13 protein-coding genes are annotated in these 12861 nt (G+C 64.6%); 8 read left to right on the forward strand and 5 right to left on the reverse strand.

The window, feature by feature from the left end; genetic code table 11:
• Positions 1–17: 17 nt before the first annotated feature.
• A complete protein-coding gene (locus IVB18_RS29025) occupies positions 18–338 on the reverse strand; it encodes a DUF6471 domain-containing protein (RefSeq protein ID WP_247983813.1) in 321 nt (106 codons plus the stop codon).
• Between the two features lie 24 nt (positions 339–362).
• On the opposite strand from IVB18_RS29025, the gene dprA reads away from it, so the two are divergent.
• Entirely contained in the window at positions 363–1481 is a 1119-nt protein-coding gene (dprA, locus tag IVB18_RS29030) for a DNA-processing protein DprA (RefSeq protein ID WP_247983814.1), read from the forward strand.
• On the opposite strand, the gene IVB18_RS29035 is transcribed toward dprA, so the two are convergent.
• Positions 1478–1888 (reverse strand): helix-turn-helix domain-containing protein, encoded by a 411-nt coding sequence (locus IVB18_RS29035; RefSeq protein ID WP_247983815.1) that lies wholly within the window; start codon positions 1886–1888, stop codon positions 1478–1480. The genes dprA and IVB18_RS29035 overlap by 4 nt on opposite strands.
• 83 nt (positions 1889–1971) lie before the next feature.
• On the opposite strand from IVB18_RS29035, the gene IVB18_RS29040 reads away from it, so the two are divergent.
• Entirely contained in the window at positions 1972–2580 is a 609-nt protein-coding gene (locus tag IVB18_RS29040) for an FMN-dependent NADH-azoreductase (protein ID WP_247983816.1), read from the forward strand.
• Between the two features lie 123 nt (positions 2581–2703).
• Here the strand turns inward: IVB18_RS29040 and IVB18_RS29045 are convergent, their stop codons facing one another.
• Together IVB18_RS29045 and IVB18_RS29050 are read right to left on the reverse strand one after the other, a co-directional pair.
• Positions 2704–2886, reverse strand: a complete 183-nt coding sequence (locus IVB18_RS29045) for a hypothetical protein (protein ID WP_247983817.1) — start codon at positions 2884–2886, stop codon at positions 2704–2706.
• A gap of 173 nt (positions 2887–3059) precedes the next feature.
• Positions 3060–3833, reverse strand: coding sequence for an SDR family oxidoreductase (locus IVB18_RS29050; RefSeq protein ID WP_247983818.1), 774 nt, complete (start codon positions 3831–3833; stop codon positions 3060–3062).
• Between the two features lie 121 nt (positions 3834–3954).
• Here IVB18_RS29050 and IVB18_RS29055 point away from each other — a divergent pair, with 121 nt between their 5' ends.
• Positions 3955–4422, forward strand: a complete 468-nt coding sequence (locus IVB18_RS29055; RefSeq protein WP_247983819.1) for a helix-turn-helix domain-containing protein — start codon at positions 3955–3957, stop codon at positions 4420–4422.
• 144 nt (positions 4423–4566) lie between these two features.
• On the opposite strand, the gene IVB18_RS29060 is transcribed toward IVB18_RS29055, so the two are convergent.
• Positions 4567–4806, reverse strand: coding sequence for a hypothetical protein (locus IVB18_RS29060; RefSeq protein WP_247983820.1), 240 nt, complete (start codon positions 4804–4806; stop codon positions 4567–4569).
• Positions 4807–5033: 227 nt separating this feature from the next.
• Between IVB18_RS29060 and topA the strand changes: the two genes are divergently transcribed.
• The 5 genes from topA to IVB18_RS29085 all read left to right on the forward strand — a co-directional run bounded on the left by topA (position 5034) and on the right by IVB18_RS29085 (position 12843).
• Entirely contained in the window at positions 5034–7784 is a 2751-nt protein-coding gene (gene topA / locus IVB18_RS29065) for a type I DNA topoisomerase (RefSeq protein WP_247983821.1), read from the forward strand.
• A gap of 7 nt (positions 7785–7791) precedes the next feature.
• Entirely contained in the window at positions 7792–10131 is a 2340-nt protein-coding gene (rnr, locus tag IVB18_RS29070) for a ribonuclease R (protein WP_247983822.1), read from the forward strand.
• Positions 10132–10133: 2 nt separating this feature from the next.
• A complete protein-coding gene (locus tag IVB18_RS29075; RefSeq protein ID WP_247983823.1) occupies positions 10134–10565 on the forward strand; it encodes a DUF983 domain-containing protein in 432 nt (143 codons plus the stop codon).
• 32 nt (positions 10566–10597) lie between these two features.
• Positions 10598–11359, forward strand: coding sequence for an NUDIX hydrolase (locus IVB18_RS29080; RefSeq protein ID WP_247983824.1), 762 nt, complete (start codon positions 10598–10600; stop codon positions 11357–11359).
• A 158-nt stretch (positions 11360–11517) separates the two neighbouring features.
• Positions 11518–12843, forward strand: a complete 1326-nt coding sequence (locus IVB18_RS29085) for an LLM class flavin-dependent oxidoreductase (protein ID WP_247983825.1) — start codon at positions 11518–11520, stop codon at positions 12841–12843.
• The last annotated feature ends 18 nt before the right edge of the window (positions 12844–12861 follow it).

Raw genomic sequence — 12861 nt, forward strand, 5'->3', positions numbered from 1 at the left:
TGCCGTCGCAGGGTTCGCTAAATCTCCTCCAATACTACCTGTTCGAGTTCCAAGGCCGCAACACACGCAAGAAAGAATATTGCGGAAAAGGACCCTCGTTTAAGCTCCATAGTGATCCCTGCCTCCGTCTCCTTGAGGCCGTGCTTTTTCAGTCGCTTGACCCGATCGGCATAAGTTACGTCGGCTTTCTTCATTTCGGCCCTGAGGAAGGTGGCGGCACGGTGCCCCATTCCTCCTCCGTCTTGGATAGGACCATGGCAACTTGGGACCGCGTCTAGCATCGCGCCGAGGTCGCGCAGGCGCACGCAGCTGTTGCCCACGCCCTCAGGTTGTTCCATGCTGCGCGCCTGCAAGGAGACGCCGTGGACGCCATCAATTCAAGCGTAGAGCTGACCGAGGCCGACAGGGTCGACCGCCTGCGGCTGATCCGCTCCGATAATGTCGGGCCGCGCACCTTCCGTTCGCTGGTCGATCATTTCGGTACCGCACGGGCGGCGCTCGAGCGCCTGCCCGATCTCGCGCGCCGAGGCGGTGCGTCGCGATCGGCGCGCATCTGTAGCGCGGACGAAGCGAAGGCCGAGCTTGCCGCGAGCCGAAAGCTCGGCCTCTCCTGGCTCGCGCCCGGCGAAAACGGCTATCCGGCGCGGCTTGCAATGCTCGACGACGCTCCGCCGCTGCTCGCCGTGCGCGGCGATGTCGCGACCTTGATGCGGCCGATGATCGCGATCGTCGGCTCGCGCAATGCCTCCGGCGCCGGGCTGAAATTCGCCGGCCAGCTTGCCCGCGAGCTCGGTGAGGCCGGCTTTGTCACCATCTCGGGCCTCGCCCGCGGCGTCGACCAGGCCGCGCACCGCGCGAGCGTCGCGAGCGGCACGCTCGCGGTGCTCGCCGGCGGCCATGACTGCGTCTATCCGCCCGAACATGGCGACCTGCTCACAGCGATCCTCGACCACAACGGCGCGGCGATCTCCGAGATGCCGCTCGGCCACGAGCCGCGTGCCCGCGATTTTCCCCGCCGCAACCGGCTGATCTCGGGCGCTTCGCTCGGTGTGGTCGTGGTGGAGGCCGCGCATCGCTCGGGCTCGCTGATCACCGCCCGCATGGCCGCCGAACAGGGCCGCGAGGTGTTTGCGGTCCCGGGCTCGCCGCTCGATCCGCGCGCCGCCGGCACCAATGATCTGATCAAGCAGGGCGCGACCCTCGTCACCGAAGCCGCCGACGTCGTCAACGCGGTCCAGCCGATCATGGAGCGGCCGATGATGCACCCGGCCGGCGAACCCGACAGCGAACCGTTCGAGAGCGATCCGCAAGGACACGACCGCGGTCAGATCACTGGTCTCCTCGGCCCCACACCAATCTCAATCGACGATCTTGTGCGGATGTCCGGCGCCTCGCCCGCAATCGTGCGCACGGTGCTGCTTGAGCTCGAGCTTGCCGGCCGGCTCGAGCGTCACGGCGGTGGATTGGTGTCGCTGCTTTAGGTGTGGTTGCGCTGATCGAAATGGGTACGTGCAGCCTCAATCTGCACAAGATGGTCCTTCGCCCACTTGCCGAGCGCCTCTACGGGCTGCGACAGCCCGCGGCCAAGGTCGGTCAGCTCATAGTCCACACGCGGTGGAATGGTCGGGAAAATCGTGCGCGTGACCAGGCCGTCGCGCTCCAGCCCGCGCAGCGTCAGGGTCAGCATCCGCTGCGAGATGCCGTTGATCAGGCGCTTGAGTTCGTTGAAGCGCTTCGGCCCATCGCTCAGCATCATGATGACGAACACGCTCCATTTGTCGCCGACGCGGGACAGCACGGAAGCGACCCCGCGGCAGTCCGCATGGTTGGGATCCGGCCTCGGCGCGGCAGGCAAATCGATGTGTGCAGGTTTCAGAGATGTGCCCATGGCTCAAAAAAGTGCGTTCTTGCGGGGATTTCGACAGTCACTCATGTAGTGCGGGTTACAAATCTATACCATAGGTGACCCCAATGAAACTCCTCCATATCGACTCCAGCGTGCTAGGCCCCCACTCCGTCAGCCGGCAGGTTTCCGCTGCCGTCGTCGACCGTCTTCGGCAGGCGACGCCGTCGCTCGACATCGTCTACCGCGACCTGACACAAATCCCGCTCGCTCACCTCTCCGGATCGCACCTCGCCGCCGCGCAAGGTGCGCCTGCGCCGGCGGAACTCGGACCCGACCTTGCCGCGAGCGCGGCGGTGCTGAACGAGTTCCTCGCCGCCGACATCGTGGTGATCGGCGCGCCGATGTACAATTTCACCATCCCGAGCCAGCTCAAGGCCTGGATCGACCGCGTTCTGGTGGCGGGCAAGACGTTCAAATATGACGCGAACGGGCCGCAGGGCCTCGCCGGCGGCAAGCGCGTGATCGTGGCGATCTCGCGCGGCGGCTATTACGGCGCAGGCTCGCCGGCGGCATCGCTGGAGCACCTCGAAAGCTATTTGCGCGGCGTGTTCGGCTTCATGGGTATCCAGAATCCCGAATTCATCGTCGCTGACGGCATCCAGGTCGGCCCGGAACATCGCGAGAAGGCGCTGGCCGGCGCGCTCGAGGCGGCAACAAGCCTCCGCGCGGCCTGAGGCCACGCGCACATCATCAAACAACAACCTAAAGCGCGATGATGATTCATCCTCATCTCATCGCGCTTTAGCCGCCGCAACATCGCCGGCGGCGGCTGATGGACGTGCACGTGTTCGGTGAAGCTAAAACCAGACGCCCTGTACGCCCAGGATCACGGCAACGAGCGAGACGAACAAGCCGATCCCGGAGAACAACGCGACCGCGACGAGTTCGGACATGCCGGAGCGCTTCGCGGGAATGGCGGATTTTTCGGTGTAAATAGTCGGTGCTGAAATCGGCGAAAAAATACGAGCTGCCTTTGGCATAACGGGCTCCTTTAAATGGGCCTTGTGACCCCCTGCCCGTAAAGGGTCTTGGCAGCGCGCGCGAAGGTTCAACGCATCACGTAAGGTTCAGAGAATACATCCCGCAAGACGAGGGAACCGGCCGGCGCAACCGCCGCCAGCGCGCCAACCGATTCAATTTTCATTTGATTTGATCAGCCGCGATAGATCGGTGCGCCGCTCGGCGAGGCAACCGCGCCGCCGTCGACGAAGATTTCCTGGCCCTGCACGTGCGCGGAATCATCCGAGGCGAGGAACAGCACCGTTTTCGCAACGTGATCTGTTTCACCAATGCGGCCGAGCGGCGTCGTCAGCGCGATCCGCTTCTCGAACGCCTTCTCGGCTTCGGGTGTTGCGATCGCGGGTCCCCAGATCGGTGTGCGGATCGCACCGGGCGCAACGACGTTGACGCGGATTCCGCGCGGCGACAGCTCCGACGCCATGATCCGCGCCATCGCCCGCACGCCGGCCTTCGCGGCGCCGTAGGCCGAATAGCCGGGAATGCCGAGCACCGAGATCACCGAGCCGTTGAGAATGATCGAGGCATTGTCGTTGAGATAGGGCAGCGCGGACTGAACGGTGAAGAACACGCCGGTGAGGTTGGTGCTGATGACCTTCTCGAAGGTTTCCAGCGTCGCAGAACCGAGCGGAGTGCCGCCCGCGATCCCGGCATTGGCGAACACGATGTCGAACTTGCCGAACTTGTCGGCCCCCTTCCTGATCGCGGCCTCAGTCGCGGCGATGTCGGTGGCATCGGCAGCGACCGCGAGCGCGTTCGGACCGAGCTCTTTCGCGGCAGCTTGCAGTGTCTCCTTGTTGCGCCCGGTGATCACCACCTTCGCGCCTTCCGCCACGAACAGCTTTGCCGTCGCCAGACCGATGCCGCTGTTGCCGCCGGTGATCAATGCCGTCTTGTCCTTCAGTCTCACACTCGCCTCCAGATGGTTGCATCATAAAACTAGATTGCCATCTAGGGCAAATGGTTTTATAATGCAACCACACAAGCGCGTGATCGCTGCCGAGATCCGGCAGACATGACGGGACGACACGATGGTGAAACGAACCAGCTTCGAGGGCGACGCCTGCCCGATCGCACGCTCCCTGGAGGCGATCGGCGACTGGTGGTCGCTCCTCATTATCCGCGAGGCGCTGTTCGGCCTGCGCCGCTTCGGTGAATTTCAGAACGAGCTCGGCATGGCGAAAAACATTCTGGCGGTGCGGCTGCGCTCGCTGGTCGACCACGGCATCCTGACGACGGCCCCCGCCTCCGACGGCAGCGCCTATCAGGAATATGTGCTGACGCCGAAGGGCCACGGCACCTTCCCGATCCTGGTCGCGCTTCGGCAATGGAGCGAGGCGTTCGACGATCGGCCCGAGGAAATAGCCACCATTCTGGTCGACCGCGCCAAGGGTCGCCCGGTGCGCAAGCTCGAGCTGCGCGCGGAGGACGGCCGCCTGCTCAGCCCCGCGGACACGACGCTGAAGCCGCGGCCGGCGCCACGCCGACGGTCGGCCTGACAGCGCCAGAGGCGCAGCACGCTTTGCGTAGCCTGGATGGAGCGAAGCGCAATCCGGGATTGGTGCACATAAGACGAGTCCCCCGGATTACGCTTCGCTCCATCCAGGCTACGTGCGCGCGCTGCCTCGAAAGGGGCGCGTCCTTCACGACAGCTTGCGCTTGCTCCGCAGCCTCAGATGCTCATCGGCCTCTAACTTGGTCATGCCCAGCAGATAATGCAGCACATCGAGCTTGTGACGCTCGGCGAGCTTGCGCAATGCCGCCACCTGCTCGGCGATGAAGGCAACTGCCTCATCCGCCCCGCCCTCCCCCGGTTCCTCGTTACGCGAGCGTCCGTGCGCGCCTGATACGACGCGCGCTCGTTGCCTTCCTGGCTTTGTCACCAGACCCCATCCGAATCCATGCCCGGGGGAAACTCTACGCCGACATCAATCGCAACTCAAAGGTGGTATTTTGCAACTTTCTCGATATGAAACTTTTCCCATTCTGGGGCCTTTCAATACCCCTCGATTTGACAGCGGGGGCCTCACCACCCATGTTCGGGTCGAAACGGCCGACCCGAATCTTTTCGAATTCGGCCCAAGATTTCCCCGTAAATTACTGGAACTGCATGAATATCGTCATTGTGGAGTCGCCGGCGAAAGCCAAGACGATCAACAAGTATTTGGGCTCGTCCTACGAGGTTCTGGCCTCGTTCGGCCACGTCCGCGACTTGCCCGCAAAGAACGGATCCGTCGATCCCGACGCTAATTTCAAGATGATCTGGGAGATCGACCCCAAGGCGGCCGGCCGCCTCAACGATATTGCCAAGTCCCTGAAGGGCGCCGACCGCCTGATTCTGGCGACCGACCCCGATCGCGAGGGCGAGGCCATCTCCTGGCACGTGCTGGAGGTGTTGAAAGAGAAGCGCGCGCTGAAAGACCACAAGATCGAGCGCGTGGTGTTCAACGCCATCACCAAGCAGGCCGTCTCCGAAGCCATGAAGCATCCGCGCCAGATCGACGGCGCTCTGGTCGACGCCTACATGGCGCGCCGGGCGCTGGACTATCTGGTCGGCTTCACCCTCTCCCCCGTGCTGTGGCGGAAGCTGCCGGGCGCCCGCTCGGCCGGCCGCGTGCAGTCGGTGGCGCTGCGGCTCGTCTGCGATCGCGAGATCGAGATCGAGAAGTTCGTCGCGCGCGAATACTGGTCGCTGATCGCGACCCTGCTGACGCCGCGCGGCGACGCGTTCGAGGCGCGCCTCGTCGGCGCCGACGGCAAGAAGATCCAGCGTCTCGATATCGGCACCGGCGCGGAAGCCGAGGATTTCAAGAAGGCGCTCGAAACGGCCGCTTACGCGGTGACCACGGTCGATGCAAAACCCGCCCGGCGCAATCCGCAGGCGCCCTTCACCACCTCGACGTTGCAGCAGGAAGCCAGCCGCAAATACGGCTTTGCGCCGGCGCACACGATGCGCATCGCGCAGCGGCTTTATGAAGGCATCGACATCGGCGGCGAGACCACCGGACTCATTACTTATATGCGTACCGACGGTGTGCAGATCGCGCCCGAAGCAATCACCCAGGCGCGCAAGGTGATCGGCGAGGATTACGGCAACGCCTACGTGCCGGAGGCTCCGCGCCAGTACCAGGCCAAGGCCAAGAACGCCCAGGAAGCGCACGAGGCGATCCGCCCGACGGACCTTTCCCGCCGTCCCGACAGCATGAACCGCAAGCTCGATATCGATCAGGCCAGGCTGTACGAACTGATCTGGAAGCGCACTATCGCCAGCCAGATGGAATCTGCCGAACTCGAGCGCACCACGGCCGACATCACGGCGAAGGCCGGCGGCCGCACGCTGGAGCTGCGCGCCACCGGCCAGGTCATCAAGTTCGACGGCTTCCTCGCGCTCTACCAGGAAGGCCGTGACGACGAGGAGGACGAGGATTCCCGCCGCCTGCCGGCGATGAGTTCGGGCGACGCGCTGAAGCGGCAGTCGCTCGCCGTCACCCAGCACTTCACCGAGCCGCCGCCGCGTTTCTCGGAAGCGTCGCTGGTCAAGCGCATGGAAGAGCTCGGCATCGGCCGGCCCTCGACCTATGCCTCGATCCTCCAGGTCCTGAAGGACCGCGGCTACGTCAAGCTCGAGAAGAAGCGCCTGCACGGCGAGGACAAGGGCCGCGTCGTGGTCGCGTTCCTCGAAAGCTTCTTCAGCCGCTATGTCGAATACGACTTCACCGCCAATCTGGAAGAGCAGCTCGACCGCATCTCCAACAACGAGATCTCCTGGCAGCAGGTGCTGAAGGATTTCTGGCGCGACTTCATCGGCGCCGTCGACGAGATCAAGGATCTGCGCGTCGCGCAGGTGCTGGACGTGCTCGACGAGATGCTCGGACAGCACATCTATCCGCCCCGCGCCGATGGCGGTGACATCCGGCAATGTCCGAGCTGCGGCAACGGCCGGCTCAATCTGAAGGCCGGCAAGTTCGGCGCCTTCGTCGGCTGCTCGAACTATCCGGAATGTCGCTACACTCGTCAGCTCGCCGCCGACGGCGAGGCCAGCGCCGACCGCTCGCTCGGCCAGGATCCCGACACCAGCTTCGACGTCTGGGTCAAGGCCGGCCGCTTCGGCCCGTACATTCAGCTCGGCGAGCAGAAGGACTATGCGGAAGGCGAGAAGCCAAAGCGCGCCGGCATCCCGAAGGGCACCTCGCCCGGCGATGTCGAGCTTGAGCAAGCGTTGAAACTGCTGTCGCTGCCGCGCGAGATCGGCAAGCATCCGGAGACCGGTCAGCCGATCACGGCCGGCCTCGGCCGCTTCGGGCCGTTCGTGAAGCACGAGAAAACCTATGCCAGCTTAGAGGCCGGCGACGAGGTCTTTGACATCGGCCTCAATCGCGCCGTCACGCTGATTGCCGAGAAGGTTGCCAAGGGCCCGAGTCGCCGTTTCGGCGCCGACCCGGGCAAGGCGATCGGCGATCACCCGACGCTCGGCACTGTCACGGTGAAGGGCGGCCGCTATGGTCCCTACGTCACCGCGGGCGGCGTCAATGCCACGATTCCCGCCGAGTTCGAAAAGGATGCGATCACGCTGGCGCAGGCGATCGCGCTGATCGACGAACGCGCAGCCAAGGGCGGCGGCAAGCCCAAGCGCACCACCAAGACCACGAAGACGGCAAAGAAGGCGAAGACGGCCAAAACCGCCGATGGCGAGGACGCCGCGCCGAAAACCAAGAAACCGGCCGCGAAGAAAGCCGCGGCCAAGACCAAATCAGAATCCACCAGCAAGGCGCGCGCAGCCGTGTCGTCGACGGCCAAGACGTCGCCGACCAGGGCCTCCGTCGCCAAAGCTCCGGCCAAGAAGAGTGCCGGCACGACTTAGAGGTTAAGTGAAACGCAAGCATGACCATGGCTTTCCCGACCGGAACGCCATCGTCGCCTTCATCAAGGCAAATCACGGAAAGGTCGGGACCCGCGAGATCGCGCGCGAGTTCGGCCTGAAGAACGCCGATCGCGCCGAGCTCAAGCGCATGCTGCGCGAGCTCGCCGACGACGGTGTCGTCAAGAAAAAGCGCCACACAATTTCAGAGCCCGACAGCCTGCCGCCGACGCTGGTCGCCGACATCACCGGCCGCGACGCTGACGGCGAGCTGATGGCCTCCCCCACCGAATGGGACGAGGTCGAAAGCGGCGAGCCGCCAAAAATCCTCATCGCAATGCCGCGCCGGCCGAGGCCTGGCACCGCGGCCGGCGTTGGCGATCGTGCGCTGCTGCGCGTCGAGCGCTCGGATGAGACCGAAGGTCCGGCCTATCGCGGCCACATCATCAAGGTCTTCGACAAGGCCAAGAGCCGCATCCTCGGCGTCTTCCGCAGCCTGCCCGAAGGCGGCGGACGGCTCGTGCCCGTCGATAAGAAGTCTGCCGACCGCGAGCTGAACATCGCCACCACCGACACGCAGGGCGCGCAGGACGGTGACCTCGTCAGCGTCGACATCGTCCGCTCGCGCGGCTTTGGCCTCGCCTCCGGCCGCGTCAAGGAGAAGCTCGGCTCGGTCAAGTCGGAGAAGGCGATCAGCCTGATCGCGATCTATTCTCACGACATCCCGCTGCAATTCCGCCCCGCGGCAGAGCGTGAAGCCGAAGCGGCAGAGCCGGCGAACCTGAAGGGGCGCGAGGACTGGCGCGACGTGCCGCTCGTCACCATCGATCCGCCGGATGCCAAGGATCACGACGACGCGGTACATGCGCAGCCCGATCCTGATCCGAACAACAAGGGCGGCTTCGTCGTCGATGTCGCCATCGCGGACGTGAGCTTCTACGTCCAGCCGGGCACCGCGCTCGACCGCGACGCGCTCGACCGCGGCAATTCCGTCTATTTCCCCGACCGCGTCGTGCCGATGCTGCCGGAGCGCATCTCCAACAATCTCTGCTCGCTGGTGCCGGGCGAGCCGCGCGGCGCGCTCGCGGTGCGGATGGTGATCGGGCCGGACGGGCGCAAGCGCTCGCACACCTTCCATCGCATCCTGATGCGCTCGGCGGCCAAGCTAAACTATGCACAGGCGCAAGCCGCGATCGACGGCCGACCGGACGACACCACCGGCCCCCTGCTCGACCCGATTCTCAAGCCGCTTTATGCCGCCTATGCCTGCGTCAAGCGCGCCCGCGACGAGCGCGATCCGCTCAATCTCGATCTGCCCGAGCGCAAGATCCTGCTGAAGAGCGACGGCACGGTCGATCGTGTCATCGTGCCGGAGCGCCTGGATGCGCACAAGCTGATCGAGGAGTTCATGATCCTCGCCAATGTCGCGGCGGCGGAAATGCTCGAGAAGAAGTCGCTGCCGCTGATCTACCGCGTGCATGACGAGCCGACACTGGAGAAGGTCCACGCGCTCCAGGAGTTTTTGGAGACGCTGGACGTGCCGTTTGCGAAGGGCGGCACGCTGCGTCCCGCTTTGTTCAACCGCGTGCTGGCGCAGCTCGAAGGCCACGACCATTTTCCGCTGGTGAGCGAAGTCGTGCTGCGCGCCCAGGCGCAAGCCGAATATTCAGCCGAGAATTACGGTCATTTCGGCCTGAACCTGCGCCGCTACGCGCATTTCACCTCCCCGATCCGCCGCTATGCTGACTTGGTCGTGCACCGCGCGCTGGTCCGCGCGCTCGGCCTTGGTGAAGGCGCGCTGCCCGACAGCGAAACGCCGGAAAGTCTCGGCGAGGTCGCGGCCCATATCTCGGTGACCGAGCGGCGCGCGATGAAGGCGGAGCGCGAAACCGTCGACCGCCTGATCGCGCATCATCTCGCCGACCGCATCGGCGCGAGCTTCCAGGGCCGCGTCTCCGGCGTCACGCGCGCCGGCCTGTTCGTCAAGCTCGCCGAGACCGGCGCCGACGGACTGATCCCGATCCGATCCCTCGGCACGGAATATTTCAACTATGACGAGGGCCGCCACGCCCTGGTCGGTACGCGCAGCGGCACCATGCATCAGCTGGGTGACGTGGTCGACGTCCGTCTGATAGAAGCAGCACCGATCGCAGGTGCGCTGCGCTTCGAGCTGCTGTCGTCGTCTGGCGAGACCGCGCCGCGCAACCGCCGGCAATCTGGTCCGCAACGCCGCCCCTCGTTCAAGGCGCATCCCGGGCGCAGCCCGAAGAAGCGCAAGCCGGAGAAGCAGAAGAAATCCGGCAAAGCGAAGAAGGGGAAGAGCAAGGGCGAAAAGGGCAAGGCGTGGTAGCGATGAACACGGTCCCAAAAATCTGGACGCGCGAGACCGGCCTCGTTGAGAAGCGCGACGTCTGGGCTGCGATGAAGCGCGGCTTTGGCGGACGCTGCCCGCGCTGCGGCAAAGGCAAGCTGTTCCGCGCCTTCCTGAAGACCGCTGACAATTGCTCGGTCTGCGGTCTCGACTTCACGCCGCATCGTGCCGACGACCTGCCCGCCTATCTCGTGATCGTCATCGTCGGCCATATCGTGGTGCCGAGCATCCTCTGGATCGAGACCAATTACACGACGCCAATCTGGCTCAGCTTTGCCGCCTATTTGCCCTTCACTTTCGTCGCCTCGCTGGCGCTGTTGCAGCCGGTCAAGGGCGCCGTGGTCGGATTGCAATGGGCTCTGCGCATGCACGGCTTTGACGACAATCCTCCGGATGGTATTCCGCCGGTGTAGGCAAAATAGACAAAAGCAGTTTGGGTGAGGAAATGACGGATATCGCGCAGGCGGAGAAGGCAAAGGTCCACGAAGGCAAGGAAGCCGACCACCACCCTTACTTTCGGCCCAAGGATGCCGCGACGCTGATCCTGGTCGATCGCAGCGGCACCGTTCCGAAAGTTCTGGTCGGCAAGCGCCACGATAAGGTGGTGTTCATGCCCGGAAAGTTCGTCTTCCCCGGCGGGCGCGTCGACAAGGCCGACTACCGCGTGCCCTGTGCTGCACCCATCACCGCCGAGCTGGAAGCCAATCTCGCCAAGGGCAGCCCGAAGACACCGGCCTCGCGCGCGAAGTCGCTGGCCATTGCCGCGATCCGCGAGGCCTGCGAGGAGACCGGCCTCTGCCTCGGGCGCAAGGCGCAGGATAAAACTGAAGGCAAGGCGCCCAAGCTCGACGGCGCCTGGACGCCGTTTGCGGAGGCCGGCCTGTTGCCTGACCCGTCCAGCCTGTTCCTGATCGCGCGCGCCATCACCCCGCCCGGCCGCGTCAAGCGGTTCGACACGCGTTTCTTCACGGCGGATGCCTCCGCGATCACTCATCGCGTCGAGGGCGTGATCCATGCGGACGCGGAGCTGGTCGAGCTGGTCTGGGTCGAGCTCGGCTCAAAGCCGCTCGCCGATTTGCATCCGATGACGCGCAACGTGCTCAACGAGCTCGACATGCGCCTTGCCACCGGTCCGCTCCGCCACGATGCGCCGGTGCCGTTCTTCCATTTCTACGGCGGCAAGATGCACAAGGATATCTTGAGCTGATCGTCATTCCGGGGCGCGCCTCTTGGCGCGAGCCCGGAATGACGGGATTGTGCTGAGAGCGTCGCGAAAAACAAAATAATCTTCCCGCCTCAGCGGATGGCGGAGTTCCTACTCATGCCTATGTCTTTCCGAGCGACACCCAGAACGGACACGGGGCAATGGCACAACGGCAACTCAAGCTTGGCGCGTTCATGCGCCCGATCAGCATCCACACCGGCGCCTGGCGCTATCCGGGGGCCTGGCCGGACGCCAATTTCAACTTCGGCCATATCAAGCAGCTGATCCAAAAGCTCGAGGCCGGCAAGTTCGACGCCTTCTTCATGGCCGATCACCTCGCCGTGCTGAACATGCCGATCAGTGCGCTCAAACGTAGCCACACGGTGACGTCGTTCGAGCCGTTCACGCTGTTGTCGGCGCTCTCGGCCGTCACCGAACGGATCGGCCTGATCGCGACGGGCTCGACCACGTTCGACGAGCCCTATCACGTGGCGCGGCGCTTTGCCTCGCTCGACCATCTCAGCGGCGGGCGTGCCGGCTGGAATATCGTCACCACCTCGAATCCGGACGCCGCGCTGAATTTCGGCCTCGACGACCACATGGAGCACGCCGAGCGCTACAAGCGCGCCCGCGAGTTCTATGACGTTGTCACGGGCCTCTGGGACTCCTTCGCCGACGACGCCTTCGTCCGCGATGTCGAAGAAGGCCTGTTCGTCGAGCCGTCCAAGATGCATGTGCTCGATCACAACGGCAAATATCTCAAGGTCCGCGGTCCCCTCAACATCGCCCGCCCCGTGCAGGGCTGGCCGGTGATCGTGCAGGCCGGCGCCTCCGAAGACGGCAGGCAGCTCGCGGCCGAGACCGCGGAAGCCGTGTTCACCGGCGGCGGCAGCCTCGCCGACGGCCAGAAGCTTTATGCCGACATCAAGGGCCGCATGGAGAAGGTCGGCCGCGATCCCGAGCACCTGAAGATCCTGCCCGGCGCGTTTGTCGTGGTCGGCGACAGCGTCGACGAGGCCAAGGAGAAACGCGCTTTACTCGACAGCCGTGTGCATTACGACAGCGCGATCGCCTCGCTCTCGGTCATTCTCGGCACGGATGCCTCCGGCTTCGATCCCGACGGGCCGCTGCCCGAAATCCCCGAGACCAATGCCAGCAAGAGCGGCCGGCAGCGCATGGTCGATGTTGCCGCTCGCGACAAGCTCACGGTGCGCCAGCTCGCCCAGCGCGTCGGCGGCTATGGCGGATTAGCCTTCGTCGGCACCGCAAAAACCATCGCCGACCAGATGGAGGAATGGTTGGTCGGGCGCGGCTCCGACGGCTTCAACATCATGTTCCCGTTCGTCCCCGCAGGCCTCGACGATTTCGTCGACAAGGTGGTCCCGGAGCTCCAGCGCCGCGGGATTTTCCGCAAAGAGTATGAAGGCGCCACGTTGCGGGAGAATCTGGGCCTGCCGCGGCCGAAAAACCGGTTCTTCGAGGGGTAATATTTTTGACGCCCAAGC

It is taken from the genome of Bradyrhizobium sp. 186 (genome assembly GCF_023101685.1).
In the GTDB taxonomy this organism is placed as follows: Bacteria; Pseudomonadota; Alphaproteobacteria; order Rhizobiales; family Xanthobacteraceae; genus Bradyrhizobium.

Bases quoted from the DNA above. Each gene is read 5' to 3' on its own strand.
- IVB18_RS29025 (WP_247983813.1), bottom strand. From the start codon at position 338: ATGGAACAACCTGAGGGCGTGGGCAACAGCTGCGTGCGCCTGCGCGAC.
- IVB18_RS29035 (WP_247983815.1), bottom strand. From the start codon at position 1,888: ATGGGCACATCTCTGAAACCTGCACACATCGATTTGCCTGCCGCGCCG.
- IVB18_RS29040 (WP_247983816.1), top strand. From the start codon at position 1,972: ATGAAACTCCTCCATATCGACTCCAGCGTGCTAGGCCCCCACTCCGTC.
- IVB18_RS29045 (WP_247983817.1), bottom strand. From the start codon at position 2,886: ATGCCAAAGGCAGCTCGTATTTTTTCGCCGATTTCAGCACCGACTATT.
- IVB18_RS29055 (WP_247983819.1), top strand. From the start codon at position 3,955: ATGGTGAAACGAACCAGCTTCGAGGGCGACGCCTGCCCGATCGCACGC.
- topA (WP_247983821.1), top strand. From the start codon at position 5,034: ATGAATATCGTCATTGTGGAGTCGCCGGCGAAAGCCAAGACGATCAAC.
- IVB18_RS29075 (WP_247983823.1), top strand. From the start codon at position 10,134: ATGAACACGGTCCCAAAAATCTGGACGCGCGAGACCGGCCTCGTTGAG.
- IVB18_RS29080 (WP_247983824.1), top strand. From the start codon at position 10,598: ATGACGGATATCGCGCAGGCGGAGAAGGCAAAGGTCCACGAAGGCAAG.
- IVB18_RS29085 (WP_247983825.1), top strand. From the start codon at position 11,518: ATGGCACAACGGCAACTCAAGCTTGGCGCGTTCATGCGCCCGATCAGC.